This window comes from Thalassospira profundimaris, assembly GCF_003326675.1.
GTDB lineage: Bacteria > Pseudomonadota > Alphaproteobacteria > Rhodospirillales > Thalassospiraceae > Thalassospira > Thalassospira aquimaris.
In genome coordinates this window covers 47963-74614 of sequence record NZ_JPWF01000004.1, presented here as the reverse complement: position 1 = coordinate 74614, position 26652 = coordinate 47963, and the positions used below count along the sequence as shown (strand labels likewise).

Genomic DNA, 26652 nt, shown 5'->3' with positions numbered 1-26652 from the left:
TTTATTCAATGGCAAAATTCTTTATTGATCGCCCCGTATTCGCCTGGGTTATTGCCTTGGTGATTATGTTGGCGGGGGGACTTTCCTTGTGGCAATTGCCCGTGGAACAGTACCCGTCTATTGCGCCGCCATCGGTGCAGATCGAAGCCAGCTATCCCGGTGCTTCGGCCCAGACTGTTGAAAACACGGTAACCCAGGTTATCGAGCAGCAGATGAACGGGCTGGATTACCTGCGTTATATGTCCTCGAACTCTTCGGCAAACGGCCAGGCATCCATTACCCTGACCTTTGAACCCGAAGCCGATCCGGATATCGCCCAGGTCCAGGTTCAGAACAAACTGCAAGCTGCCATGTCGTCACTTCCGACCGAAGTGCAGCAGCAGGGTGTTACCGTGACCAAATCATCGGGTTCGTTCCTGATGGTTGTCGGCTTTGTGTCCGGCGATGGTTCGATGAATGCCGAAGATCTTGCCGACTTTGTTGTGTCGTCGGTCGAAGATCCGCTGGCACGCGTGAACGGTGTAGGTTCTGTTCAGGTGTTCGGTGCCCAGCACGCGATGCGTATCTGGCTCGATCCGAACAAGATGCTGTCCTATAACCTGACGGTTTCGGACATCAGTTCGGCCGTTGAGGCCCAGAACACCGAAGTCACGGCCGGTCAGGTCGGTGGTGCACCGTCTGTTCCGGGGCAGCAGATCAACGCGACGATTACCGCCCAAAGCAAACTGCAAACGGTTGATGAGTTCGCCAATATCCTGCTTAAGGTCGAAACCGACGGATCGCAGGTGCGTCTTGGCGATGTCGCCCGCATTGAAATCGGTGGTGAAAGCTACGAAATCGTTGCGCGCTATAACGCACAGGCTGCAACCGGTATCGGTATCAACCTTGCGACCGGTGCGAACGCGCTTGATACTGCCGAGGCCGTGAAGTCACGCCTTGCAGAATTGCAGCCGTTCTTCCCGGACGGGGTCGAAATCGTCTATCCGTATGATACGACGCCGTTCGTCAAGGTTTCGATTGAATCGGTTGTTCATACCCTGTTCGAAGCAATCGTCCTTGTCTTCCTGGTGATGTTCCTGTTCCTGCAGAACTGGCGCGCCACCCTGATCCCGACGATTGCGGTTCCGGTGGTTCTGCTTGGGACATTCGGTATTCTTGCTGCCTTTGGCTATTCGATTAACACGCTGACCATGTTTGCCATGGTTCTTGCCATCGGTCTTCTGGTCGATGACGCGATTGTTGTGGTCGAAAACGTCGAACGTGTGATGCATGAAGACGGACTTCCGCCGCGCGAAGCAACGCGGAAATCCATGGGTCAGATTACGGGCGCGCTGATTGGTATTGCGCTGGTTCTGTCGGCCGTGTTCGTGCCGATGGCCTTCTTTGCCGGATCGACCGGGGCGATTTATCGTCAGTTCTCGATCACGATTGTGTCGGCAATGGCATTGTCTGTGGTCGTGGCGATTGTCCTGACTCCGGCATTGTGCGCAACCATGCTTAAACCGTCGCATACCGACCCGAACGAGAAAAAAGGTCCGTTCGGCTGGTTTAACCGTGGCTTTGATAAAACCAACCGGTTCTATCAGGGCAGTGTTGACCATGTCGTGCATCGCAAGTGGCGTTACCTGTTTGTCTATGTGATCCTTGTTGGTGGCCTTGCTGCCTTGTTCGTTCGCCTGCCGGGTTCGTTCCTGCCAGACGAGGATCAGGGGATCATGTTCTCGATGGTTCAGCTTCCGGCTGGTGCATCGCAGGAACGTACGGTCGAAGTTCTCAAAAAGATGGAAGACCACTTCCTGACCAACGAGACCGAGAACGTACAGGGTCTGTTCACAGTTGCCGGCTTCTCCTTTGCCGGTAGCGGCCAGAATGCCGGTATCGCCTTTATCAACCTGAAAGACTGGTCGGAACGTACCCGTCCGGATCAGGCGGTAAGTGCGGTGATCGGTCGTGCCTATGGTGCCTTTGCCGGTATTCGCGAAGCAATGGTCTTTGCCTTTGCCCCGCCTGCGATTATCGAACTTGGTACTGCAAACGGCTTTGACCTTCAGCTTGTCGATCGTGGTGGCAATGGTCACGACGCCCTGATGGCTGCCCGTAACCAGCTTCTGGGGATGGCTGCACAGGACCCGCGTCTGATCGGTGTTCGTCCGAACGGCCTGAATGACATGCCGCAGTTCAACATCAATATCGACCAGGAAAAAGCCAGTGCGCTTGGCGTCGAGCTATCGGATGTGAACCGTACCCTGGCTGCGGCCTGGGGGTCGAGTTATGTCAACGACTTCATTGAAAACGGCCGTGTTAAGCGCGTTTACATGCAGTCGGATGCGAAATATCGCATGATGCCCGAAGACCTCGATTACTGGTATGTCCGCAACAACCTTGATGAAATGGTGCCGATCTCGGCATTCACGACCACCAAGTGGAACTACGGTTCACCGCGTCTGGAACGCTTCAACGGTCTGTCGTCGCTGAACATTCAGGGTGCTGCGGCACCGGGTGTTGCATCGGGTGATGCGATGGCGGCAATGGAAGAACTGGTTGCCAAACTTCCGGGAAGTGTCGGCCTTGAGTGGCAGGGACTGTCCTATGAAGAACGTGCCGCTGGTGAACAGGGACCGGCATTGTATGCCCTGTCCATGATCGTGGTCTTCCTGTGCCTTGCAGCACTTTATGAAAGCTGGGCCATTCCGATCTCGGTCATGATGGTTGTTCCGCTTGGCGTCCTTGGTGCGGTGGTTGCGGCATTGCTGCGCGGCCTGCCAGATGACGTTTACTTCCAGGTGGCAATTCTGACCACGATTGGTCTGTCGGCCAAGAACGCCATCCTGATTGTCGAGTTCGCCCGCGAACTTTACGACCAGGGCATGGGGCTTCTTGAAGCAACCGTCGAAGCTGCCCGTCAGCGTCTGCGTCCGATCATTATGACGTCGATGGCCTTCTCGCTTGGTGTCGTGCCGTTGGCGATTTCGACCGGTGCCGGTGCAGCTGCCCGTGTGGCAGTGGGTACCGGTGTGCTGGGCGGGATGATTGCCGCGACCGTGCTTGCGATCTTCTTCGTGCCGCTGTTCTTTGTTTTGATTGTTGGCACCTTTGCCAAGAACCGCACCAAACGCGGGGACGTCAAAGCAGCCCACGAACATCCGGCTGAATAAAATTCAGGGCCAGCCTTGAAAAAGACTGGCCCTGAAAGGCATCGCGCCGTGACGGTGCAGAATATTAAATCTGCATGATCCCCCGACCCCGCCGTTGCGCGTGCGAAAGAAAGGGCCGATGCGAAAGCATCGGCCCTTTTGTTTTGGCCCTATCCAAAAGTGGCGTCAAGCGCCTTTTGGTTGGGCTGCCCGGCAAGAAGGGCAGGGGGAAGAGTTTTCAGGCGTGCCCGGCACCCGATTTGCTCATGGCATCAAGGGCCTGACGATGGGCGTGCATCTGATGGAAGATTGCATAGCGGCGATCATGATCGGCCTTGGCATTTTCGTCTGGCGCATGAAGGGTTTCCTTGCCCGCCATCTGGCGTGCGGCATGTGCCAGTCCGCCATCACGATCAAGGGCAGCCGCGGCCAGCATGGCCGATCCCAGCAATACCGGCTCTTCGCAATCAGACATCACAACATGGCATCCGGTAACATCGGCATAAAGTTTCACCAGCACCTTTGATGCGGTATGCCCGCCACTGAGATGAATGTGGGTGATGTCGTATCCGGTGTCATTTAGCGCATCGATGATATGACGCGTGCCATAGGCAATGGCACAGGCCGTCGCCCAATAGAGCATCAGGAAGCTTTCCTCGCTTTGATCAAGCGTCAGACCGGAAATCACCCCAAGGGCCTCGGGGTCGGCAAGCGGGGATCGGTTGCCATGGAAGTCCGGTAACACATGCAGGCGCGGCGAAAGATCGGTGTTGTCAGCCATCAGCGGCAACAGCTTTTCACCGGCAAGCTTGTGGGCTTCGCGGCCCATGCCATGGGAAAACGGATGCATGGCAACCACGTGATCAAGCAACGCCCCGGTTGCCGACTGACCCCCTTCATTAAGCCACAGCCCCGGCGCAATCGCGCCGAAATACGGACCCCAGATGCCCTTGATAAAGCGCGGTTCTTTCGAAAGCGCCATATGGCAGGTCGAGGTCCCGGCAATCATTGCGAAATGCTGATCAAGATTGCCATCAAGATATTCGCCAAGCGTACCAAGCGCACCGGCATGGGCATCAATCAGACCCGCGCCGACAACGCAATCCGTGGTCAGTCCAAGATCGGCCGCGCCCTGTGCATCAAGGGTGCCGATCAGATCACCAACCGCAAGCGCGCTTTCATGCATGTTGATCTTGTCATTAAGGTCTTCCATGCCGATGACCGACAGGAAGTCGCGATCCCATGGCGTATCCTGATGGGCCAGATAGGTCCATTTGCAGGTCACTGTGCAACAGGACCTTGCATTGCTGCCCGTTGCCCGGAATGACAGGAAATCGGCCAGATCATAGGCCGCACCCATTTTGTCCCAAGCGGGTTTGTTATGGCGTTTCAACCACATCAATTTCGGCATTTCCATTTCCGGGGACATGGTGCCGCCAATGAATTTCAGAACTTCTGATCCGGTCGCGGTGCATTCCTCGGCTTCGCGTACGGCCCGGTGATCCATCCAGACAATCACGTCCCAGTTATCAGCCCCGCCCGGTGTCACGCCCATCGGACGATTATCCTGATCGCGGATGACAAGCGAACAGGTGGCATCAAATCCGATGGCACCAATTTTTTCCGGTGCGACGGCGGATTTTTTCAACGCGTCGCGTACCGACTGACACACCGATTGCCAGATATTTTCCGAATCCTGTTCGACAAAATCGGGTTTCGGGCGGTTCATCGCGATTGCATGGGCGGCACTGCCAAGCAGTTTGCCGTTGGCATCAAACACGCCTGCGCGGGCGCTGCCGGTGCCGACATCCACACCGATAAAGCAGGTGTCTTTGGGACTCATAATGGGGCTTCCTCCGGATTTCCCCGGTTTTCAGGCGTTATGCCGATTGCCGGGTGTCTTTGGTTGGGCTGTTTGATGGCGATTTGATTAAAAGTTCAATTGTTGGTCAAATGTTCATTTATGTTGACGCTGAAACGATGCATTCGCTAGGCTGCTTTTATCACATACTTGAAACAAGCCAGGTTTAACATGGCCGATAAAAACAAAGATGGAAACGTAACGGGAAACGACGTCGCAGACGCCAGCCGTCCGGGGCTGGATCAACGCACAACAGCTGCGGATACGATTACCCGATTGTTGGATGATTGTCAGATCGTGCTATTTGATTGCGACGGTGTGCTGGTGGACAGTGAACCGATCTCGCTGGCGACGCTTGTTGATGTGCTCGATCATTTTGGTGCGCCGCTGACCTTCAAGGAAGTGGCCGACAAATTCACCGGACGGTCAAGCTCGGCACCGATTGATCACATTCGGGTTGAGACCGGGCGCGACATCAAGACCGAATTCAAACCGTTCTTCTATGAGAAACTGTTTGCCCGCTATGATATTGAGTTGCGCAAGATCGGTGATATCGATGCGGTCCTTGAAGCCTTGCGATCGCGCAAAATCGCCTTTTGCATATCATCAAGCAGCTCGGTCGAGCGTCTTGAAAAAACCATGACCGTGACCGGGCTGGGACAGTGGTTTGATGATCGGATTTACAGTGCCGATTTCGTCCGGAATGGCAAACCGGCCCCTGATCTGTTCCTGCATGCCTGCGCCGACATGGGCTTTGCGCCCAAATCAACAATCGTCATCGAAGATTCCGTCGCCGGTGTCACCGCCGCGGTTGCCGCGGGCATGAAATGCATCGGCTTTGTCGGTGGCGGGCATTATGACGGCCAACATTCCGAGGCAGCGAACCGGCTTTATGATGCCGGGGCCGATATCGTGATTGATGATATGGGGATTTTGGCCGCGGTGATTGCGGCCTGAACCCCTGATACCGGCTTTTAGCGCTGGGTCAGAAGTTTCTGATAGCGGGTCTGGCTCAGGCTTAGGTGATCGCGCATGGCTTGGCGTGCGCCTTCACCATCGCGTGTGGCAATCGCATCATAGATGCGCCGGTGTTCGCCCATAAGCATCTGCATATAGGATTTCTGGTCTTCGACCTCGGGCGGGCGGCGGCGCAGTTGCGCACGTGGGATGGTTTTGTCGCCAAGATGTTCCAGAAATTCGACAAAACGCCGGTTGTTGGTGGCCGCTGCAATGGCGCTGTGGAATTCGAAATCGCCCTGCGAGGTGGGTTCGCCTTTTTCGATGGCCTGTTCCATTTTTTCCATCGCTTCGAAAATCTTGGCTTGCTGGGCGACTGAGCTTCGCGTGCAGGCAAGGCCGGCGGCCTCGATCTCGACCGCCATACGCAGTTCAAGGATTTCCAGAACGTCAGATACCTGCGCGTAATCAACTTCAAAGAGTGATTTGTCGCTGCTGCGTGCTTCGGGTGCGAGAACAAACACACCAGCCCCCTGGCGCGGTTCAAGCAGGCCATCGGCCTTGAGCGCTGCGATGGCTTCGCGCACCACCGTGCGGCTGACGCCAAATCGTTCGGTCAGAACCGGTTCGGTTGGCAATTTGCTGCCCGGTTCGCGCTGGCCGCTTTCAATTTCGGCGCGCAGGCTGGCGATGACTTTTTCCGTCAGCGAAACTTTGCGGGGCGTGTTTTTCACACTGGGTTTCTTCATTTTGCGTGTCCGATAAATCCGGTGTAAAACAACCGGATATAAAAATGACGCCCATCGTCAAAGCCGATGTTAAAGTTTTGGTTGGCGCAATGGGCTTACCATCTTCAAATAATCGAACGGGGATGGTTCTGTAAAGTCATCATATGATTTTGGTTGGAATTTGAGGCAATTGCATATGGCCAAAAAAGGCGACGCTGAATACCGCTGGAACAGCGGCCCGTTTCAGATCGGCATTGTTCCCCAGGGTGGGGCGATATCACGTATTGACTGGAGCCGCCCGGACGGCAAGGGAACCGTCAATCTGTTACGCCCGGTTACCGAGCAGGCCATTGCATCGGGCAATCCATCCAGTCTTGGCTGTTTCCCGATGGTGCCGTTTGCCAATCGTCTGGCCTTTTCCGAATTTGATTTTGATGGTCGCATCGTCAAGGTGCCGGCCAACCGTCCGCCAAGCCCGCACGCCATTCACGGATTTGGGCGCGGGGCTTTGTGGAATATTGAACGCCCGACGGTCGACAGTCTGCGGTTCAATCACAAGCATGACGATCCCGAAAGCGGCTTTGTCTATGTCGCCTGGCAGGAATTCAAGGTCACGCCGGACGACGTAACACTTGAAATCGGTGTGCGGCATCTGGGGCGGACGCCGATGCCCTATGGGATCGGATTGCATCCCTGGTTTCCGGGCGGCGATGATGCATCGGTTCAGTTCATCGCCACCGATTGTTTTGGCACCGATGATGATATGTTGCCCACCACGCGTACGGTGATCGATCTTGGCCGGGATTTCTCCGATGGCAAAATGATCCGACATAACCTGGGTCTTGATGTGCATTATACCGGGTGGCACCGCGAAGCCGACATGGTGTGGGAAGATGCCGGGTACAGCATCAAGATGCTGGCAAGCGACAAATTCTCGAACCTGCAATTCTATATCCCCGAAGACGGCAAGACATTCTGTGTCGAGCCGGTAACCCATGTGCCCAACGTGCATAACCGGCCGGAATTCAAGGAATTCGGCGATCTTCTGGTGCTTGATAAAAATCAGACACTTAGCGGCACCATGACGCTGATCCCATCCTTGCTGGGCGCGTCCTGATAGCGGGCTTGTCGATGATGATGATATCGCGGCCCCGCAAAGCCGGGATTATTCGCTGGTCGATTGATCTGCTTGGCCGATATGCCCTGTGCCATACATGGATATGGCGCGGGGGCTTGCCTTTTGGACATTCTCCCTTGGGCTTTACCCCTTGGTCAATAACCGGTAAAACTTACAAGTAAGAATGACAACATAACAAGTAATGACAGGTGTCGGGGAACGGGATGGCGGAGTTGCTTCTTAAGGTTCAGAAACGCGAAAAACTGGCCGATCAGCTTTATGGTCAAATTCTGGAACAGATCGTCTCAGGTAATTTGGGCGAGGGAACCAAACTTCCATCCGAGAACGAGATTTGTGCATCCTTTGGCGTATCGCGTCCGGTTGTTCGCGAAGCGCTGCGCAAACTGCAATCTGACGGGCTTGTCTATGCGCGTCAGGGCGTTGGGTCCTTTGTTAAAAAGCGCCCGCCCCAAGGTCTGATCGAATTTGGTGGCGTCAATGATGTGGCAGGACTTCTGCGCTGTTTCGAGGCCCGCCTTGCAATCGAAGGTGCAACTGCGCGTATGGCGGCCGAACGGGCCAGTGTGCGCCATCATCGCGACATTGAAAATGCACTGAGCCGCTTGGAAAATAGCGTGGCGGCGGGCGATATTGCCGATAAGGCCGATTTTGATTTCCACATGGCCATCGCACGTGCCAGCGGCAATGAAATCTTTTTGACCATCCTGAATTCCCTGCATGGCGTGATGCAGAAATCAATGAATGTGGCCCTTAATATCACGCGTGCCGGTTCGGCCGAGCGCGCCAAACGTGTTCTGGCCGAACATCGCCAGATTTATGACGCGATTCTGGGCCGCGACGGCGAAAGTGCCGAATTGATGATGCGGTATCACCTGCATCAAGCCCGTCAGCGTCTTACCGATCACGCCCGCGAAATGTGATTTTCAATCCTCCGATCCGGCGTCAAACCCGCGCCTGCAAACCGGTTACATGCTGTTTTCGGTTTGCCGGGCTGACGGTTTTGGCAGCCTTGCCCGCAAAGCCAAAAGGCAAATAATGTTGACAAGCAGGGACTCGGATGGGCACACCAGTATCCATTGAAATTGATCATATGAATTTACGGGGTAGATATGTCTGGGTCGGATAACGTGCTTTTTCAGCCGGAAATTTTGCTGAATGAAACCTTTACTTTGGCGGAATGCCCGAACTGGGATGGGCAGAAAAACCGGCTTTACTGGACCGATATCCTCAGTGGCAAGCTGCATGCGCTTGATATCGCATCGGGTGACCGGCATGTCTGGAATTTTGACAGTGAACTGGGCTGTTTTGGCCTGACCGATGCCGGGCGCATCATTGTGGCTCTGCGCAAGGACATCCTGTTCCTTGATCCTGAAACGGATGAACGCACAACGCTGTGCCGTATTGAAGACGGGATCAAAAGCCGCACCAATGATGGCAAGATCGGCCCGGATGGCGCGTTCTGGGTTGGCACGATGGATGACAATGCCGACAAGCAACCGATTGCATCACTCTATCGCATTACCGCCGACGGTAAGATCGAGGAAAAGGCACAGGGGTTCAAGATTTCCAACGGCATTGCATGGTCGCCGGATGGTTCGAACATGTATCATTCGGATTCTCGCGGGCCGTGGGTCAATCGCTGGGACTTTGATGTTGCCAGCGGCAATATTTCCAACTGCACCCGTTTCCTTGATCTTGACGATACGCTGGGCCGTCCGGATGGCGGGGCCGTGGATATGGAAGGTTGCTATTGGTCGGCCGGTGTGTCGGCAGGCAATCTGAACCGCTTTGCCCCGGACGGGACACTTTTGCTGTCTATCCCGATGCCGATGCCCAATCCGACCATGCCGTGCTTTGGCGGCCCGGACATGAAGACGCTTTTTGTCACCAGCCATCAGGAAGGTTATAGCGCAGAAAAGCGCGCCGAATTCCCCGATGCCGGCAAACTGGTTTCATTGCGGGTCGAAGTTCCGGGCGTACCGGTAACGCGGTTCCGCGAATAGCGTTGATCGCCTGTTATCCGGGTGACAAAAAACAAAAAAGTCATGTGGAGCCGATCTGTGAAGTGATCGCATAAAACGAGATTGGAAATCAACCACGCCGTTGGAAATCAGTCACTTTATGACACATAAAATTCCGTGCAAATGACACATTGAATCGCTATTTTTTCGGCACTGATAATGTCATTTAATCTCAATCATTTGACGGATGTCTCTGGTTTGAGGCCCTGCGGAAATTCTAGATTTTCTTGTCGCTTTTTCAACTTATACATTGCTTGAGAGGCCCCTTACTTGAGCTACAGGGGCATGAGCTTTACGGGGCCTGAAGAATTCTGGGTGGGAGTGATACTTATCAGATGATCAGCAAGGCTTTGTCGGAATGTTTGATCGAAGTGGAACGTCAGAAAGACAGTGAGTCCTTTACGGATATTATGGCGTCGAACTGACTGTATTTATTTGGATTTTCGCCAGACGATCCGGTTTCAGGTCCCCATAGTTCAGCTTTTGGCTGTGGTCACTATGAGAGCCTTTTGATGGTGCGCTGAAATAAAGCGGGATAGACATGCATTGTTTCGAACAGGTTAATTCGGTGATATGTACATGCTGGCTGAATCCTTGCTTATGACCGGTGGGAGTGGAATTCTGCGTACATTTGATCGATCTCTACTCGCGGATTTGAAAGTCTTTGTTACGATTGCTCGCCGACAGAACATGAGCCAGGCGGCAATTGAGCTTGGTGTTACAACGTCAGCCTTGAGCCATCGTTTGCGCAAGCTTGAAGCTGAATTGGGCGTGAAGCTTTTAAACAGAACAAGCAGGTCCCTTACTGCGACGGAGGCCGGTGCGACGTTGGCAAAGCAGCTTGAGGTTGGCTTTCAGAACATTGACGAAGCACTTGGTTCCTTGATCCGTTACCGGGATTTTCCGATTGGTCGATTGCGATTAAATGCTTTGCGAGACGCAGCAAAGTGGATTCTGGGGCCAGCTTTGCCAAGATATGTGCAACGGTTTCCGGAGATGAAACTGGACCTTTCTGTGGACGATCACTTTACAGATATCGTTGCCGAAGGTTTTGATGCAGGCATTCGTTATGGTGATCGCGTTCCTCAGGACATGATTGGTGTTGCCTTATCCAAGCCGCTCCAATGGGTGGTGGTTGCATCGCCAGAACTTATTGAAAAATGTGGCAGACCTGAAACACCAGAGGAATTGCTGGACCGTCCTTGTATCGAAATGCGCGTCGGTGATAATAGTCGCTACCCTTGGGAACTTGGTAATGGCTCTTCTCTTTCCCGTATTGATGTCAAAGGACCACTTTGTTCAAACGATTCTGAACGTGCTGTTGATATTGCCAAGCGGGGGGTGGGCTTTGCGTATTGTCTTGAATTGCTTGCGCGTTCCGAGGTCGATCAGGGAACTCTGGAAATCGTTTTGCCGGAATGGGCATCTGAAGGGCCCCCGTTCACGATCTATTATCCCAGCAGACGACAAGTCCCGCCCGGATTACATGAACTCATTGATATTATTCGTGAAGATCAGGGGCTGCCGCGTCTGGTAACGGGTCTGTCACGGTAAAAAAAATGCCCATGCGTGAAAGCATCGTTCTTCTTTGTTGAGGAATTCTCAATAGCGCGTTGAGTGTTGTGAGGCCCCTTTGCTGTTGTCCGGTGAAGGGCGGCGCGCAATATAAGTCCTCCATTGCCCAGGCTCCTTTGAATGAAAGGAGACAGGCAGGACAATTAGGAATTGGAGGGTGGTTAAAATGCCTTATACAGCTCAATCAGATCGTTACAATACGAGAATGAGTTACCGTCGATGCGGGCGCAGCGGGATCGACCTGCCGGCGATTTCGCTTGGTCTGTGGCAAAACTTTGGTGGTGTCGATGTGTTCGAGACAGGACGTGCGATCCTGCGACGGGCCTTTGATCTGGGGGTGACCCATTTCGATCTGGCGAACAATTATGGTCCTCCCTATGGTTCGGCCGAGGAGAATTTCGGACGGATCATGGCGTCCGACTTTGCACCTTATCGCGATGAAATGATCATTTCGACCAAGGCGGGCTGGGACATGTGGCCGGGACCCTATGGCGGGATCGGCGGTAGTCGGAAGTATCTGATCGCTTCTTGCGAGCAGTCGCTCAAACGGATGGGGCTCGACTATGTCGATATTTTCTATTCGCACCGCGTTGATCCGACCACGCCACTGGAAGAAACGATGGGAGCTCTTGCGCAACTGCACCGGCAGGGCAAGGCGCTTTATGTCGGCATTTCCAGCTACTCGCCAGAGTTGACCCGCAAGGCCGCAGCTATTCTGAATGAAGAAAGGGTACCTCTCTTCATTCATCAGCCGAATTACTCAATGTTCAACCGTTGGATCGAAGATGGTCTTCTCGGCACGCTCGACGAGCTTGGCACTGGCTGTATTGCCTTCTCTCCTTTGGCGCAGGGGCTGCTGACTTCGAAATATTTGAAAGGCATTCCTGACGACGCGCGTGCTGCGAAGGGGCGATTGCTCGACAAGGGTTCCTTGACTGAAGATGTTTTGGCCCGCATTCGTGCGCTCAATGCGATTGCCGAGCGTCGGGGACAGACATTGGCGCAGATGGCGATCGCCTGGACGCTACGCGATCCTCGGGTGACATCTTCGCTAATCGGGGCACGAACAGTCGCTCAACTCGAGAATTCGCTGGGCGCGCTCGATAGGCTGTCCTTCTCATCTGAAGAACTGGCCGAGATTGACCAATACGCCACTGATGGCGGCACCGACTACTGGAAAGAGTCGACCGCGTTTTGATGGCCGCGGCATCGACCCTTTCAGGTCGATGCCGCTTTGATACAGAACTGAGAGGATATCGCCTTGACCCATCCCGCCATCGAAGAAGGTAAAGTTGCCGTCATTACAGGTGGTGCCAGCGACATCCCCAACGACGCTCAGATGCTCTATTCAGAGCTTTCGGGAGAGGTTCGCGAACTGCGCGGCGACCGGAGTCACTTTGCTAATGGGACCGCTCTTGATGCGGCAGGTGGCTTGCTGATGTGTGAGCATGGCACACGATCCGCATGGCTTTTTTGATGCTTTGAGTTCGATCAGACCTTTTTGATCTCGGCCGTCACAGTGCCCAGCCCGTCAAAGATTGCTTCGATCTTGCCAAACGGGCTGATGGTCGGAAGGGCGCAGGCGCCGGTGGTGATGACATCACCTGGCATCAGGCTTTTGCCACGTTTGGCAAGGAAGCCGACCAGATATTCCAGCCCGCCAAAGATTTCCGGCCATGCGTCGGGATCATCATTGGTAGCAAGGACTTCGCCATTGCTTTTGGTCGTGACAGTACCGCCGATAAAGCCAAGATCGCGCCAGCCTTCAATTTCCTGACCCAGCACGAAATAGCCGGTCGAATTCAGATCGGCCAGTGTCTGCACCGGGTCCTGTTTTTCGTGATAGCGACGGTCGGCAATCTCGATCGCCAGGTGGATTGATTTGATGTGATCAAGGATGTCGCTTGATGTGGCATCCGGGGCCGGGCTGCTTTCCATGACCACGGCAATTTCGGCTTCGATATTCGGGAAATTCAGATCATCCGTGGTCAATTGCGCGCCTTCTGACAGGATGCGACCATCAAGAAGCGGCCCAACCAGCGGGCCGTCTGCGCCAATCTTTTCCTGTGCCGCACGGGTGGCAACTGCAAGCTTCCATCCGGCCTGCTTGGCACCAGTCAGGGCAAGGGTTGCGTCCTGAATGTCATAGGCCTCGGCAAAATTGGTCGGGGCAATATCGGATGGCAGCGGATCAATCCGGCTACGGGTGACAAAGGCATCGGCAAGAATGCGGCTGGCGGCGGTAATATCAGTCATTCCCGGGTACTCGATTGTAAGGGCAAAGCAGTGAATGCCCGACCCTAATCGTGTTTGATGCCCAAGTCATCATATCTATCTGGTCGATTCTCGAAAAATTCAGCAAAAAATCAAGTCATCATACCAAAGTCGAAGGCCCGTCAAAGGGTGAAAAAGCCAGTATTTTGAGCAGTTTTCTGCGCCTTTGATAGCGCTTGGGTAATGTGTTTGACAAATTAATATGATGAATTTATAGAGTCATCATAGTTGTTTTGACCTGTTTGAGACTTGAAGGAAGTTTTATGCATTATCTTGAAATGAAAAAGGCCATTGGGGCCGGGTTGCTTTCATTCCCGGTAACGCCTTTTGACGCCAATGGCGGTCTTGACCTTGATACCTATCGCACGCATGTCGCCTGGCTGTCGCAGTTTCCGGCAACCGCGTTGTTTGCGGCGGGTGGAACCGGCGAATTCTTCTCGCTGACCCCGGCCGAAGTGGTCGAAACCGTGCGCGCCGCCAAAGAGGTCGCCGGCAACACGCCGATCATCGCGGGTTGCGGTTATGGCACCGCGATGGCGGTCGAGCTTGCCAAACAGTGCGAAGCAGCCGGTGCTGACGGTTTGCTTTTGTTGCCGCAATATCTGATCGGTGCCGAACAGGAAGGCCTGTTTGCCCGCGTGAAGGCGGTATGTGATGCGGTTGAAATCGGCGTGATTGTCTATAACCGCGACAATTCGATCATCTCGGCTGAAACCCTTGCCAAGCTTTGCGACGTTTGCCCGAACCTGGTCGGCTTCAAGGACGGCCACGGCAACATCGAAATGGTGACCAAGGTTTGCACGCTGCTTGGTGATCGCCTGTCCTATATCGGCGGTATGCCGACCGCAGAAGTTTTTGCCAAGGCCTATAAGGCTGCGGGTGTGACCACCTATTCGTCGGCAATTTTCAACTTCCTGCCGCAGCAGGCGCTTGATTTCTATGACGCGCTGACCCGCGACGATGATGAAACCATGAGCCGCGTGCTCAAGGAATTCTTCTATCCGTATCTGGATATCCGCAACCGTGGTCGCGGCTATGCGGTTTCCATCGTCAAGGCGGGGATGCGCGTGATTGGCCGTGATACCGGTCCGGTACGCAGCCCGCTGATCGATCTGACCGACGAAGAACACAACATGTTGGCAGAAGTAATCCGCAATGCCTATGGCGATGGTGCATTGCGTATGGCCTAGGCCGGGTCGCGCCTGATCATACGGCCTGCCTTATTATCCCGGCAGGTGGTTCTGCCGGGATAGACGTTTGCGACACCATAAAAACAATCCGGTGTGCAAAAGACCACAAAGGTCTATTAGACTAGTTGTTAAGTAATCTTACAGTTGTCCTTACAAGTTCGGAATTGTAAGATCATACGACAATAAGAAGTTCCCATCAGGGAAAACAAGGCTTTAACGCAAGTGACAAAATGTCTCGGGAGGAAATCTTATGAACAATCTTCTTAAAACCACCACGCTGACGATTGCAGCGGCGGCGGTATCGATGGCGCTGGCAGCTGGCGCGCAGGCAAAAGAATGGCGCGGCTGGAACATCCACCCGCCGGAATATCCGGTTTCAACCGGCATGGAAGAATTCGCCAAGATCATCAACGAAAAATCCGGTGGCGATCTTGAAGCCAAGGTTTATCACGGTGGTGTTCTGGGCAACCAGCCTGATGCGATCCAGCAGGTTCGTCTTGGCGGTCTGGACTGGGCTGTTTTCAACCTCGGCCCGCTTGGTGAAGTTGCCCCCGAAGCAAACGTTGTTTCGCTGCCCTTCATCTTCAAAAACGTCGATGCCATGCACAAGGTCATGGACGGCCCGGCAGGTCAGCAGATCGCCGATGGCCTGATCAAGGCTGGTCTTCAGCCGCTTGGCTGGTACGATTCCGGTGCGCGTTCCTTCTATAACACCAAGCACCCGATCAACACGCCCGAAGACCTCAAAGGCCTTAAGTTCCGCGTGATGAGCAACGATCTTTATGTTCAGATGGTCGCAGCCCTTGGTGGCAACGCAACCCCGATGGCCTATGGTGAAGTTTACCAGTCGCTGAAAACCGGCGTTATCGATGGTGCGGAAAACAACTATCCGTCCTATGACAGCTCGGGCCACTTCGAAGCTGCCAAATACTATTCTGTTACCCAGCACCTGATCCTTCCGGAATGCCTGTGCATCAACAAGGCGCTTTATGACAGCCTGTCGGATGACGAAAAGAAAATCGTCCACGAAGCTGCTGATGAGTCGGTTAAGGTTCAGCGCGCTGCATGGGCCGCACGTGCAGAGAAATCCAAGGAAAAAGTCGTTGCTGCTGGCATCGAGGTTAACGAAGTTGCCGACAAGCAGGCTTTCCAGGATGCAATGCAGCCGGTCTATGACAACTTCCTGAAATCCAACCCGGATCTGGCTGATCTTGTAAAAGCCATCCAGGAAGCTCAGAAATAAGACATAAATAGTTTGAAAGGGCGGCGATGAAATCGTCGCCCTTCTTTCTGTCTGTGGATATTCTGTTTCTGATCGTGGTGCGAATTAATCTTATTCTGGCGGCGCATAGATGTTTTCCAGTTTTATCAATTTGATCGACCGTCTGGGCGGCGGGATTGCCGGGCTGTTGAACCTGATTGGCGGTTTGGCGCTTGTGGCGCTTATTCCCAGTTTCGCCTGGCTGGTCTTTGGCCGGTATGTTCTGAACGAAACGCCGACCTGGGTTGAACAGATCTCTCTGATCCTGATTGTTCTGATTACCTTTCCTGTTGCCGCGGCCGGTATGCGCGATAACAGCCACCTTGCCGTATCCTTCTTCCGCGATGCCTTGCCGCCAAAAATCGCAGCCGTGATTGCCGCGATCAGCTATGCGGGCATGGCCTGGTTCGGATACTGGATGTTGATGGGCGGCATGGACCTTGTTTCGTTTAACTGGGCCAAACAGATGCCGATCATTCACATTTCCGATGGCTGGCGTTCTGTGCCGATGGCCGTTTGCGGGGCCGGGATCGCTTTTTACAGCGTCGTGCATATCCTTAAAATCATCGCGCGCTGGGACACCATTTCAAATGCCCGCATTTATCATGACGATCTGTTGAACGAGGATGTTGAATAAATGGGCATGACCATTCTTCTGGGCGTGTTTGCCATCGGTATTGTGATCGGTATGCCCGTTGCCATTGCGCTTGGCATTGCTGCCCTTGGCGCATTCTTCTACGAAGGCCTGCCGACCCTGATCGCGTTTCAGCGCATCGGGTCGGGGATTTCGGCCTTTTCGCTTTTGGCTATTCCGTTCTTTATCTTTGCTGGCGAGCTGATGCTTCATGGCGGGATTGCATCAAGGCTGGTGCAATTTGCAACCGCGCTAGTCGGAAGTCGTCGTGGCGGTCTTGGCATTGTGAACGTGTTTTCATCCATGCTGTTTGGCGGCATTTCCGGATCGGCAGTGGCCGATACATCCGCCCTTGGATCGATCCTGATCCCGGTGATGAAAAAGGAAGGCTATCGCGCCGATTATGCCGTCAACGTCACGGTGACGTCATCGATTGCCGGGATCATGATCCCGCCAAGCCATAATATGATCCTGTATGCGGTGGCCGCAGGCGGGGGCATTTCGATTTCCAAGCTGTTCATGGCCGGTGTGGTGCCGGGCATCATCATGTGCCTGTTGCTTGGTCTTGCTACATGGCTTGTTGCGATCAAGCATGGCTATCCGGCTGAACCGTTCCCGGGTTGGGGCGTTGTCTGGCAGACCGCAGTGCGCGCCATTCCGGGCTTCTTTACCGCTGTGATCATTGTTGGCGGTGTTCTAAGTGGTGTCTTCACGGTTACGGAATCCGGTGCGATTGGTGTGGCCTATGCCCTGATCATTACCGGGCTTGTCTATCGTGAACTGAGCTGGGCGGGGTTTGTTGCCGCGGTCAAACAATCGGCCAAAACCACGGCGCTTGTGATGTTGCTGGTCGGCTGTGCATCGGCATATGGCTATATGCTGGCCTTCTATCAGGTGCCCGATGCTCTGGCCGGGGCGATTACCGGCATCACGGATAACCCGATTGTGGTTCTGTTGCTGATTAACCTGATGTTGCTGGTGGCAGGCATGATCATGGATATGGCGGCACTGATCCTGATTTGTACGCCGATCTTCCTGCCGCTTGCCGTGCAGTTTGGCATGGACCCGATCCAGTTCGGGATGGTGCTGATGATGAATTTGGGCCTTGGCCTGTGTACGCCGCCGGTCGGTTCGTGCCTGTTTGTCGGGTGTGCCATTGGCGGGGTGAAAATCGAAAAAGCCGTTCAGTCGATCTGGCCATTCTATCTGGCAATCTTGAGCGCGCTTTTGCTGACAACCTATATTCCGGCGATTTCACTGACGCTGCCTGATCTTGTATTTGGCACCAACTGATCGCGGATAAAGACGCATATCAAAGAGGATAAAGATGAAACGTTTGCTGATTACCGGTGCCGGTGGCAACCTTGGGAAAATCTGTCGCGAAGGGCTTAAGGGTTATGCCGATGTCATTCGCCTGTCCGATATTTCCCCGATGGACCCGGCGGGCCCGAACGAGGAAGTCGTGCAGTGTGATCTTTCGGATCGTGCGGCTGTGATCGAACTGACCAAGGATGTTGATGGCATCATCCATCTGGGCGGTATTTCAATCGAGGCGGCCTTTGACGACCTTCTTCAGGCCAACCTTGCAGGCACCTATAACCTGTATGAAGGGGCCCGTCAGAACGGGGTGGGGCGCATCATGTTTGCCAGCTCCAACCACGCAATCGGTTTTCACAAGCGCACCGACAAGCTTGATGACAAATCCGAACTGCGCCCCGACAGCCTGTATGGCGTGACCAAATGCTATGGCGAGGCGGTGGCAAGCTACTATTACGACAAGTTTGATGTTGAAACCGTTTCGGTGCGCATTGGTTCCTGCTTTGAAAAGCCGCGGGATCGCCGGATGCTGTCCACCTGGATGAGCCCGCGTGACTTCATCTCCCTGATGAAGGCGATCTTTGATGCGCCAATGACCGGTAATCTGGTGGTCTATGGCGTGTCGGATAACAAATCCAAATGGTGGAGCAACGATCACGCCGACTTCCTTGGCTGGAAACCGCAAGACAGCTCCGAACAGTTCCGTGCCGAGATCGAGGCCGCTTTTGGCCCCGAAGATCGTCATGATGCGGCTGTGATCTATCAGGGTGGTGGCTTTGCTGCCAAAGGACATTTCGAAGACTGATTTCCCGTCGTCTTCCTTCTGGCAAAGGGTCCGCAAATGCGGGCCTTTTTGCTTTTGGCATTGACGGCGTGCCGGATCGAAGATAATCAAAAGTGAAAATGATAACGGTTATCATTATCGAGGTTCAGGTGCGTCAAAATGGCGGTCAATGACCGTTTCTGGGATTCCATTTATCAGCAATATCATGATCGTTTGCTGCGTCAGGTTCAGAAATACCTGCCGACGCGCGACGAAAGCTATGACGTATTGCAGGATTTGTATGTGCAACTGCGCCATCGCAATGTCGATCCGGCCCAGATCGCCAATCCCCCGGCCTATATGATGCGCATGGCAACCAATCTGGCGATTGATGCGCTCAGGCGTCATAACCGTAACCCGCTTGAATTTACCGATCCGTCTGAAATCAGCGAGCTTGAAGGGGCGGGCGCCCAAACCGTAACGCCCGAACAAATCAGCGTTGATCGCCAACGACTGGCGATTGTCAAAACCGCGATTGATGACCTGCCACCCCGGTGTCGCGAAGTGTTTTTGCTGTGCAAACGCGACCATTTAAGTCCGACCGAGGCCGCCGAACATCTTGGTGTTAGTCGCAATATGGTAGAAAAGCATTTGCGTCAGGCGCTTAGACATTGCAAACAGGTGCTGGCGCGTCATGAAAACTAGACATCCTCAAATGGTGCGCCCGGACGTCAATAAAGTAACAGGTCACAAAGACAAAAGCCGGGTAACGCCTTTGCCATGAATGAATTCCGCTATCCCGAAGACTGCCAAAGCAATGAAGACATCGCCGATTACTGGGCGGTGCGTCTTGATCAGTCTGACCTGACCCGGTCCGAGGAAGATGCATTTGGTGCCTGGCAGGATGCCGATCCGGGCAATCCCGAACGTCTGATCCGGGCCTGCCAGATGTGGCGCAGCATGGAAATCATCGCAGCTGACAGGGACGAGGATGTCGTGGTTTCTGCCGCACCGGTGAAATCCGATCCGGCACCGGTTGATCTTGAAGGTGTGCGTCGTGATCTTGAACGGCTTGGCGCACTTGAAGGCGGTGGTGGCCGTTTGCCCGGAATGCGGTCGGCAAAGCGTCGCGCACGCCCGGTTCTGGCGCTGGTGACGTGCTTGGTGCTGGCGGCATTGTTTGGTTACTCCACGCTGCAACCGGCCCCCGATCTTGTCGCGGCGGCGAACGTTTCCGCGGTGTCGGAGATGCATGAACTGTCAGACGGTTCGCGCATCTGGATGGAGCCGGGCACACGCGTTGCCCTGCATTACAGCGAAGCTGCGCGCGATATCACCGTGCTTGAAGGCGGCGTTTTCATCGAAGTCGCCAAGGACGCATCGCGTCCCTTGCGCATTCAGCTTGATCAGATGACGGCGATTGCTGTTGGCACCGCATTCAGTGCGTCCAAATGGGGCGGCTATGCGCGTGTCGAGGTATCCGAAGGCACGGTTGATCTGCAAGATCGCAAAACCCGTCTGGCCCGTCTGACAGCGGGACGTGCGGCCTGGCAGGATGCCGATGGCGATGTGCATTACGCCGATGTGGCCCCGGATCGTGTTGCCCCCTGGCGCGGCGGGCGCTGGATTGTCGATGATATGCCGGTCGAAGAATTGCTGGCGCGGATTTCACCGCTTCTGGATGATCTGACCTTTGTGCGTGATCCGCGTTTGGGCGATATCACGGTATCGGGCAGCTTTGATCTGTCCAAACCGCAAAGCGCGCATGATGCATTACTGGCCGCCTACGGCCTTGAAGAACGCGCTTTTCCGGGCGGTTTCAGAATAATTTCAAGAAAATAGAAAAAATGTGCTCCTCAAATCCGGGAGCCGTTCGTCATGAAGGTAATAGTGATTTGCATTGTTATTTTCAAGCGAAGGGATCAAGCTTTGAAAGCTGAGAATTTTGGGATGTCCCGTCTTTTGGGGACCAGCGCACTTGTCGCAACATTGATGATTGCTGCTGTCCCGATGGCATCCGCACAGGACACCACATCTGCACCACAACAGGTTTCGATTGCCGCGGGCAATCTGCGCGCTGCCCTGGATCAGGTGGCTGATCAGTTCGGCCTGCAACTGATTGTTCAGGGGGACCTTTCGGACCTGACAAGCGGTGAAGTTGCCGCAGAACTAAGTGCGGCGGATGCCTTGGCTCGCCTTCTGGCCGGAAGTGGCTATCAGTTTGAATTTGTCACCAATGACAGTGTCCGTATCGCCCCTGTGCCGACCCAAAGCATGGGGAATAACGGTTCCATGGTTCTGCCCGATATTGTGGTCAGTGCAACCCGTTCGCGCCGGTCGATCAAGTCAATGTCGCCGTCGGTCGTGGTAATTGGCCGCGATCAGATCGAAACCCAGATGGCCAAAAGCAGTGATGTGACAAACGTCATTCGCAACACTGTGCCGGGTTTCATGTTTGATGACCAAAGCCTGATCTCAAGCACGGAAACCTTCCGTGGTCGTGACGTGCAGGTGCTGGTTGACGGGGTATCGCGCAACACGCCGCTTCGTAATTCAAGCCGCATCCTGTCGATGATCGATATCGCACAGGTCGAAAGCATCGAAGTCATTCCGGGCTCCAACGCCATGAACGGCGACGGGGCAACGGGGGCGACCATCAACATCATCACCAAAACCGGTGAAGTCGGCAAAAACAGCTTTGTCGTTGACGGCCATATGACCAGCTACACCGACGATATCGGCGAAAGCTTCGCGCCGTCCCTGACCCTGTCGGGCAGTGGTGGTATTGGTGCGCTTGATCTGGCCGCCAGCGTTACAGCATCTAAAACCGGCAACGCCTATGACGGGTATGGCAATCAAATTCCGTCGGATGCCATGCTGGGGCAGGGGGGCTTTGACAATGCCGAAGACCTGAACGTCTTTGGCAAGGCCGGTGTGACGGTTGCCGATGGCCATCGCCTGTTCCTTTCGACCGAAGTCGTGCGGTTCCGTCAGGATATCGACTATAACGTTGATCTGACCACCGATCCGGTATCGGTTGATTACAACAATCCCTACACCGCGCAACCGCTTGAAGATGAAAGCCAGTATTTCACCGCCGGTTACGAATATGATTTTGGCAAAATCGGCACCGGTGATCTGAAGCTGTTTTACAATGACAGCTACAAACAGGCCGCGCGCGCCGATTATCATTCAAGCTACAACCCCGCACTGGTTGCGCTTTCCAATGCCGGTTCGGTCGAAGACCCGCTGGGGCAGTCGGTGATTGATACCGTCAAATACGGCGTCAAGCTGTCGACCGATACCAGCCTTGATCCGGTTTATGATGGTCTTACCCTGACCTGGGGTGGGGATTTGACCTATGACGATGTCAAATATCGCACCATCAGCGGTCGCGACATTGGCGCGCCGATGACCCAGGATGGCCGGGCTGTGTTTGCACAGCTGAGCGCGCCTGTGACGCAGTTTGTCGATTTGTCGGGCGGTGTGCGATATGAAAAATATGACCTGACGGTCAAGGATTTCCTGCGTCCGAACTATATGCGCTATAACGCCGGTGTGGGTCAGGCGATCCTTGCCGCTGCGCAATATACCGGGGGCAACACGACCTATAGCGCGGTCACCTATAACGCATCCGCGGTTGTTCACTGGACGGATCGTTTTGATACGTCGCTTTCCTATAGCGAAGGTTTCTCGGTTCCTGATGTCGGGGCCTATACCCGCCGTGCCGGTCTAAGTGGCGTGCCGATGAATTTCAGCGCCCTTGATGTCGAGGCATCCAAGGTTAAGACCTATGAACTGGCAGCCCGCTATAACGGACAGGATTTCCGCACCACCGGCGCGGTTTATATGAGCACCAATGATCGCGGTGACAATTTCGATGCTGCGACCAACTCGCTCAGTCAGGAAAAAGAACGCATCATCGGTGCCGAACTGACCGGTGAATATGACATCACCGAGGATACTTATGTCGGTGCCCTGGCGTCCTATGTTGAAGGTCGTTATGACACCAACAAGGATGGTGATCTTGACAGTTGGCTTCCTAATAACCGCATTCCGTCGCCATTCCGCTTTACCGGTTATGTCGACAGCTATGTCTGGGGCGATTTGAATATGCGCTTTGACGGGACCTATACCGCTGCGCGCACCAAGATCAAAACCGCCAAGATTAAGCCAAGCCTGGTCTTTAACCTGATGGGGAACTATCCGGTTCTGGGTGGTACGGCGCGCTTCGGGATCGAGAACTTGTTTGATACCAGCTATGAAAACCCGGCGGCAACGGCCCTTCGCGGATATTCGGTTGCCGGTCATGGCCGCACCCTGACCGTCGGTTTCCGTCGCGAATTCTGATCACATCGGACGTCGTCTGATTTTATCGATACTTATGGCCTGGCGGTTTTCCGCCGGGCCGCTTCCATTAGGAGACCGGTGATGTTTCGTTCAAGCACACCCGCCCGCGATATCGTCCTGTTTGAAATGATCGACCGTCAGACCGACACAGACGGACAGGCCTATCTTGCCGCCCTTGATGATCTGGCATCCCGCACGGAACCGGCCATCCTGATTTTCCGGGTATCGGGTTTTGCCGATCAGGATCATGAAATCCGCAAACAGGCCGCCATCTGGTTCAAGCGCAATCGCGACCGGCTTTCCGATTTTACCAAGGGCCTTATTCGCGTTGACGAAGGCCACCATCACGGGGATGGAAACCTTCACAGCCACGATGACCATGACCCGGAACAAAGCAACTTTGCCAGGATGCTGCCCTTTCCGGTAAAGCATGTCACAAGCCTTGATCAGGCCTTTGAACTGGCACAAAGCTGGCCACCAACCTCGTCTTCAGACGATAACTAGAACGAGGTTGGCGGTATTCGTCGGGGGTTAACGTTTGCGGACTGCAAGGATCAGGAAGTAACTGGTGCCGATCAAGGCGGCGATAATGCCGGTTGGCAATTGCGCCGGATAGATCATGTTTCTGGCCAGCCATTCGGCCACCATCATCACATTCACCCCGATCAGAACCGCACCCAGCAAATGCCCACCCGCAAGCCGATACCCTGCAACACGTGCCAGATGCGGGGCCATCAGGCCGACAAAACTAAGCGGTCCGACAAGAAGCGTCGCACTGGCGGCAAGGATGGCCGCAACCAGCATCATGGCAAACTGGAAGCCGGAAATGCCAAGGCCCAGTGAAACCGACTGATCGGTGCCAAGGGATGCCAGTTCAAGCGGACGACGAAGGGCGATTGCCACCACCAGCAACACCGCCGTCACACCGGCAACAATCATGACTTCGTGCATGTTGGTGAAATATGTCGTACCCGCCAGCCAGGACATCAGCATTGATGTTTGTGTGCCACTGCGTGTCAGGACGATGCGGACAATGGCGCCCAGAATGGCGGTCAAAGCCAAACCGTTTAGCAACATGTAATGCGGTGCATGGGTGAACTTTCGGCACAGAACAAGCAACACCAGCAAGGAGACAATCCCGCCTGCGGCCCCGATCACCATCAATTCGGCACGTTGACCAAATCCGAAAATGGCAAGGGCAACGATCATGGCAAGGGCGGTGGCCGAACTGACGCCGGTGATTTCCGGGCTGGCCAGCGGGTTGCGACCGACACGCTGAATAAGCGTGCCCGAAACCGCTAGTGCCGCCCCGCAAATCATCGCGGCAAAGGTGCGCTCAGACCGACCCAGAAGAATATCCATATTGTCGGCGTTCCAGCCAAGGACGGCAAAGCCATTGCCATCAAGCGAAACAAACAACGAGAACCCGATCCCCAGAACCAGCGTGATGGTCAGGATGATCGACAGGCGCAGTTTGGAAATGATTTCCTGATCGCTGTGCTGATCTTCGCTTTGGGTGCCGGGCATGATCCGTGCCTTGCGCAGGACCAGAATGATGAACGGCGCGCCAAACAGTGCGGTTGCCGCCCCGGTTGGCAAGACATCACCACCAAGGCCGTTAAACTGCCGTACGATAAAATCGATCAGCAACAGGACAAAGCCGCCGGTCAAAACCGAATAGATCATAAGATCACGTGATCGGGTCAACCCGGCAATGCGAAGGGCGGCTGGAACCGCAAGACCGACAAATCCGATCATGCCCGCCGCCGAGATCACCGATGCGGTGATGAAAACCGCAAAGCCAAGGATCAACAAACGCAGAACGGTAACCTTGGCACCCAGCGAATTGGCGGTGTCGTCACCAAGCGCAAGCAAATCAAGCGGACGCGACAGAGCCAGAACCGCAATCATGCCAATCACGACACGCGGCAGAACAAATTCGGTTGATTCCCAGCCATTCTGGGCCAGATCACCGGCCCCCCACATAAAGACCGATTGCAGATATTGCTCGTTAAACAGTAACACAATCTGCGATCCCGACTGCAACAGCAGATTGACAATCATACCCGCCAGAATAAGCCACAGCGTCGCGTTGCCGCGCTTGGATGCAATCAGGTAAACCGCACCAAGGGCGATCATGCCCCCGGCAAGGGCAAAGGCTTCCTGAAAGATTGCCATGGATGCCGGGGCAATCAGCAGGAAAATGGTCAGGGCAAATTCAACACCGGCCCCGACGCCAAGTGTGGTCGGGGATGCCAGCGGGTTGCGCAACACGGTCTGGATCGCCGCCCCGGCCAGTGCAAGACCCGCCCCGCACAAAAACGCCATCGCAAGACGGGGCAGGGTGCTGTAATGAAACAGGATCTGGTCAAAGTCGGTTTCATCGGGACTGAACATGACTTGCCCGGCCAGTCCTTTTTGCAGGAACGGCCAGAAATCAATCACCAGAATGCCGATGGAAGACAGGCCAAGCAGGGCAAGCAATATGGCCGGAAGGTACGAACGGGTGTTGGTCATTGATGGGGGCCGTTCTCGATGCTTTCGCTTAGAAGTTTTGCGAAACGAAGCGACGATGGAACCCCGCCATACATCCAGACAACCGGCAACTCGTAAATGCGGTTGTTGCGCGTGAAATCCATGAATTTCCACATCGGGGATGCAAACATTTTGTCCAAAATCGCATCGGGCACAGGGTTGGTGTAAACCACGCTTTGCTTGGCATAAGGGGCAATCAGTTCAAGGCCGCCACGGGCAAAACCCCATTTATTGACTTCCCCGTCAAAGGCCAGGGGCACATTCATCGCCGCCATCACCGAGCCCGGAAGCGAGGTGTCGCCAAACATGCCGATCGTGCTTTCATCAAAGAAATAGATGATATTCAGTTGCTGATCAGGACCAAGGGCCGCGCGGGTGCGTTCGCCATATTCGGCAAGTTTAGCATCGACATGTGCCAGATATGCCTGTCCTTCGGCTTCGCGTCCGGTGGCCTTGGCGATTTTACCAAAAACCTCGCGCGCGGTTTCAAATGCCGGGCGGTTTTCGTCAAACATCCGCAATTGCAAAACCGGCGCAATTTCCGAAAGCTTGTCATAACTGATCCCGATATCGGGGATGACAATGATCAGATCGGGCTTGGCAGCACGCAGCGCTTCAAGGTTTGGTGATGACCGTTGCCCCAGATCGACAAAGTCATCGGGCAATGCCGGTTCTTCGACCCAGTCACCGTAATCGGCCGGATCGGCAACCGCGACCGGATCAAGGCCAAGCGCAATGACGGTTTCGGTAAAGGCCCAGTTGATCGTTGCAACCCGTTTTGCCGGTGCGGCAAGTTCAAGGGTTCCTTGTTCGTGTTCGATGCGGATCGGATCGGCAATCGCAGGTGTCCCAGTCAGGACAAACAGCGTGACGGCAAAGAACATCCCGCCAAGAAAAGTGCGTAAAAATGCCAT

The 26652-nt window shown here is 54.5% G+C and carries 22 protein-coding genes; 17 read left to right on the top strand and 5 right to left on the bottom strand.

The annotated features are described in order from the left end of the window. Positions 1-8: 8 nt before the first annotated feature. Positions 9-3155, top strand: a complete 3147-nt coding sequence (locus tag TH19_RS06895; RefSeq protein WP_114101615.1) for an efflux RND transporter permease subunit — start codon at positions 9-11, stop codon at positions 3153-3155. Between the two features lie 217 nt (positions 3156-3372). On the opposite strand, the gene TH19_RS06890 is transcribed toward TH19_RS06895, so the two are convergent. Beyond that, positions 3373-4977: an FGGY-family carbohydrate kinase gene (locus TH19_RS06890; RefSeq protein WP_114101614.1), complete on the bottom strand. Its 1605-nt coding sequence runs from the start codon at positions 4975-4977 to the stop codon at positions 3373-3375. A 189-nt stretch (positions 4978-5166) separates the two neighbouring features. Between TH19_RS06890 and TH19_RS06885 the strand changes: the two genes are divergently transcribed. Further along, the gene (locus TH19_RS06885; RefSeq protein WP_114101613.1) at positions 5167-5952 is read left to right on the top strand and encodes an HAD-IA family hydrolase; all 786 of its coding nucleotides are present in this window, start codon (positions 5167-5169) and stop codon (positions 5950-5952) included. A 17-nt stretch (positions 5953-5969) separates the two neighbouring features. Here TH19_RS06885 and TH19_RS06880 read toward each other — a convergent pair whose 3' ends face one another. Then, a complete protein-coding gene (locus TH19_RS06880; RefSeq protein WP_114101612.1) occupies positions 5970-6701 on the bottom strand; it encodes a FadR/GntR family transcriptional regulator in 732 nt (243 codons plus the stop codon). Between the two features lie 175 nt (positions 6702-6876). On the opposite strand from TH19_RS06880, the gene TH19_RS06875 reads away from it, so the two are divergent. The 6 genes from TH19_RS06875 (at position 6877) to TH19_RS22405 (ending at position 12891) form a co-directional block, all read left to right on the top strand. Beyond that, positions 6877-7797, top strand: coding sequence for an aldose 1-epimerase (locus tag TH19_RS06875; protein WP_258547852.1), 921 nt, complete (start codon positions 6877-6879; stop codon positions 7795-7797). A 224-nt stretch (positions 7798-8021) separates the two neighbouring features. After that, positions 8022-8738 (top strand): FadR/GntR family transcriptional regulator, encoded by a 717-nt coding sequence (locus TH19_RS06870; RefSeq protein ID WP_114101611.1) that lies wholly within the window; start codon positions 8022-8024, stop codon positions 8736-8738. Positions 8739-8927: 189 nt separating this feature from the next. After that, a complete protein-coding gene (locus TH19_RS06865; RefSeq protein ID WP_114101610.1) occupies positions 8928-9821 on the top strand; it encodes an SMP-30/gluconolactonase/LRE family protein in 894 nt (297 codons plus the stop codon). Between the two features lie 597 nt (positions 9822-10418). After that, positions 10419-11393, top strand: a complete 975-nt coding sequence (locus TH19_RS06860) for a LysR family transcriptional regulator (protein WP_258547851.1) — start codon at positions 10419-10421, stop codon at positions 11391-11393. A 187-nt stretch (positions 11394-11580) separates the two neighbouring features. Next, entirely contained in the window at positions 11581-12612 is a 1032-nt protein-coding gene (mgrA, locus tag TH19_RS06855) for an L-glyceraldehyde 3-phosphate reductase (protein ID WP_114101609.1), read from the top strand. 63 nt (positions 12613-12675) lie between these two features. Next, a complete protein-coding gene (locus TH19_RS22405) occupies positions 12676-12891 on the top strand; it encodes a hypothetical protein (protein WP_147250723.1) in 216 nt (71 codons plus the stop codon). A gap of 14 nt (positions 12892-12905) precedes the next feature. Here the strand turns inward: TH19_RS22405 and TH19_RS06850 are convergent, their stop codons facing one another. Next, complete coding sequence (locus TH19_RS06850; protein ID WP_114101608.1) at positions 12906-13670, bottom strand: 2-keto-4-pentenoate hydratase; 765 nt, start codon at positions 13668-13670, stop codon at positions 12906-12908. Between the two features lie 281 nt (positions 13671-13951). On the opposite strand from TH19_RS06850, the gene kdgD reads away from it, so the two are divergent. The 9 genes from kdgD to TH19_RS06805 all read left to right on the top strand — a co-directional run bounded on the left by kdgD (position 13952) and on the right by TH19_RS06805 (position 23707). Then, entirely contained in the window at positions 13952-14878 is a 927-nt protein-coding gene (gene kdgD / locus TH19_RS06845; RefSeq protein WP_181846341.1) for a 5-dehydro-4-deoxyglucarate dehydratase, read from the top strand. Positions 14879-15128: 250 nt separating this feature from the next. After that, positions 15129-16121 carry a TRAP transporter substrate-binding protein gene (locus TH19_RS06840; RefSeq protein ID WP_114101607.1) on the top strand — a complete coding sequence of 331 codons (993 nt, stop codon included), beginning with the start codon at positions 15129-15131 and terminating at the stop codon, positions 16119-16121. A gap of 109 nt (positions 16122-16230) precedes the next feature. Further along, positions 16231-16776 (top strand): TRAP transporter small permease, encoded by a 546-nt coding sequence (locus TH19_RS06835; RefSeq protein ID WP_114101606.1) that lies wholly within the window; start codon positions 16231-16233, stop codon positions 16774-16776. Continuing rightward, the gene (locus TH19_RS06830) at positions 16777-18066 is read left to right on the top strand and encodes a TRAP transporter large permease (RefSeq protein WP_114101605.1); all 1290 of its coding nucleotides are present in this window, start codon (positions 16777-16779) and stop codon (positions 18064-18066) included. Between the two features lie 34 nt (positions 18067-18100). Continuing rightward, positions 18101-18895 carry an NAD-dependent epimerase/dehydratase family protein gene (locus TH19_RS06825; RefSeq protein WP_114101604.1) on the top strand — a complete coding sequence of 265 codons (795 nt, stop codon included), beginning with the start codon at positions 18101-18103 and terminating at the stop codon, positions 18893-18895. A 138-nt stretch (positions 18896-19033) separates the two neighbouring features. Continuing rightward, on the top strand, positions 19034-19558 hold the full coding sequence (locus tag TH19_RS06820; RefSeq protein WP_114101603.1) for an RNA polymerase sigma factor: 525 nt from the start codon (positions 19034-19036) through the stop codon (positions 19556-19558). Positions 19559-19633: 75 nt separating this feature from the next. Next, entirely contained in the window at positions 19634-20695 is a 1062-nt protein-coding gene (locus tag TH19_RS06815) for a FecR family protein (protein ID WP_114101602.1), read from the top strand. Between the two features lie 108 nt (positions 20696-20803). Further along, positions 20804-23203: a TonB-dependent receptor gene (locus TH19_RS06810; RefSeq protein ID WP_114101601.1), complete on the top strand. Its 2400-nt coding sequence runs from the start codon at positions 20804-20806 to the stop codon at positions 23201-23203. Positions 23204-23284: 81 nt separating this feature from the next. Further along, complete coding sequence (locus TH19_RS06805) at positions 23285-23707, top strand: hypothetical protein (protein ID WP_114101600.1); 423 nt, start codon at positions 23285-23287, stop codon at positions 23705-23707. A gap of 27 nt (positions 23708-23734) precedes the next feature. Here the strand turns inward: TH19_RS06805 and fhuB are convergent, their stop codons facing one another. After that, complete coding sequence (gene fhuB, locus TH19_RS06800) at positions 23735-25720, bottom strand: Fe(3+)-hydroxamate ABC transporter permease FhuB (protein WP_114101599.1); 1986 nt, start codon at positions 25718-25720, stop codon at positions 23735-23737. Beyond that, positions 25717-26652 carry an ABC transporter substrate-binding protein gene (locus TH19_RS06795; protein ID WP_114101598.1) on the bottom strand — a complete coding sequence of 312 codons (936 nt, stop codon included), beginning with the start codon at positions 26650-26652 and terminating at the stop codon, positions 25717-25719. The genes fhuB and TH19_RS06795 overlap by 4 nt, the downstream gene beginning before the upstream one ends.

Coding starts and splice junctions, on each gene's coding strand:
- TH19_RS06895 (WP_114101615.1), top strand. CDS start 9: ATGGCAAAATTCTTTATTGATCGCCCCGTATTCGCCTGGGTTATTGCC.
- TH19_RS06890 (WP_114101614.1), bottom strand. CDS start 4,977: ATGAGTCCCAAAGACACCTGCTTTATCGGTGTGGATGTCGGCACCGGC.
- TH19_RS06885 (WP_114101613.1), top strand. CDS start 5,167: ATGGCCGATAAAAACAAAGATGGAAACGTAACGGGAAACGACGTCGCA.
- TH19_RS06880 (WP_114101612.1), bottom strand. CDS start 6,701: ATGAAGAAACCCAGTGTGAAAAACACGCCCCGCAAAGTTTCGCTGACG.
- TH19_RS06875 (WP_258547852.1), top strand. CDS start 6,877: ATGGCCAAAAAAGGCGACGCTGAATACCGCTGGAACAGCGGCCCGTTT.
- TH19_RS06870 (WP_114101611.1), top strand. CDS start 8,022: ATGGCGGAGTTGCTTCTTAAGGTTCAGAAACGCGAAAAACTGGCCGAT.
- TH19_RS06865 (WP_114101610.1), top strand. CDS start 8,928: ATGTCTGGGTCGGATAACGTGCTTTTTCAGCCGGAAATTTTGCTGAAT.
- TH19_RS06860 (WP_258547851.1), top strand. CDS start 10,419: ATGCTGGCTGAATCCTTGCTTATGACCGGTGGGAGTGGAATTCTGCGT.
- mgrA (WP_114101609.1), top strand. CDS start 11,581: ATGCCTTATACAGCTCAATCAGATCGTTACAATACGAGAATGAGTTAC.
- TH19_RS06850 (WP_114101608.1), bottom strand. CDS start 13,670: ATGACTGATATTACCGCCGCCAGCCGCATTCTTGCCGATGCCTTTGTC.
- kdgD (WP_181846341.1), top strand. CDS start 13,952: ATGCATTATCTTGAAATGAAAAAGGCCATTGGGGCCGGGTTGCTTTCA.
- TH19_RS06840 (WP_114101607.1), top strand. CDS start 15,129: ATGAACAATCTTCTTAAAACCACCACGCTGACGATTGCAGCGGCGGCG.
- TH19_RS06835 (WP_114101606.1), top strand. CDS start 16,231: ATGTTTTCCAGTTTTATCAATTTGATCGACCGTCTGGGCGGCGGGATT.
- TH19_RS06830 (WP_114101605.1), top strand. CDS start 16,777: ATGGGCATGACCATTCTTCTGGGCGTGTTTGCCATCGGTATTGTGATC.
- TH19_RS06825 (WP_114101604.1), top strand. CDS start 18,101: ATGAAACGTTTGCTGATTACCGGTGCCGGTGGCAACCTTGGGAAAATC.
- TH19_RS06820 (WP_114101603.1), top strand. CDS start 19,034: ATGGCGGTCAATGACCGTTTCTGGGATTCCATTTATCAGCAATATCAT.
- TH19_RS06815 (WP_114101602.1), top strand. CDS start 19,634: ATGAATGAATTCCGCTATCCCGAAGACTGCCAAAGCAATGAAGACATC.
- TH19_RS06810 (WP_114101601.1), top strand. CDS start 20,804: ATGTCCCGTCTTTTGGGGACCAGCGCACTTGTCGCAACATTGATGATT.
- TH19_RS06805 (WP_114101600.1), top strand. CDS start 23,285: ATGTTTCGTTCAAGCACACCCGCCCGCGATATCGTCCTGTTTGAAATG.
- fhuB (WP_114101599.1), bottom strand. CDS start 25,720: ATGACCAACACCCGTTCGTACCTTCCGGCCATATTGCTTGCCCTGCTT.
- TH19_RS06795 (WP_114101598.1), bottom strand. CDS start 26,652: ATGGCATTTTTACGCACTTTTCTTGGCGGGATGTTCTTTGCCGTCACG.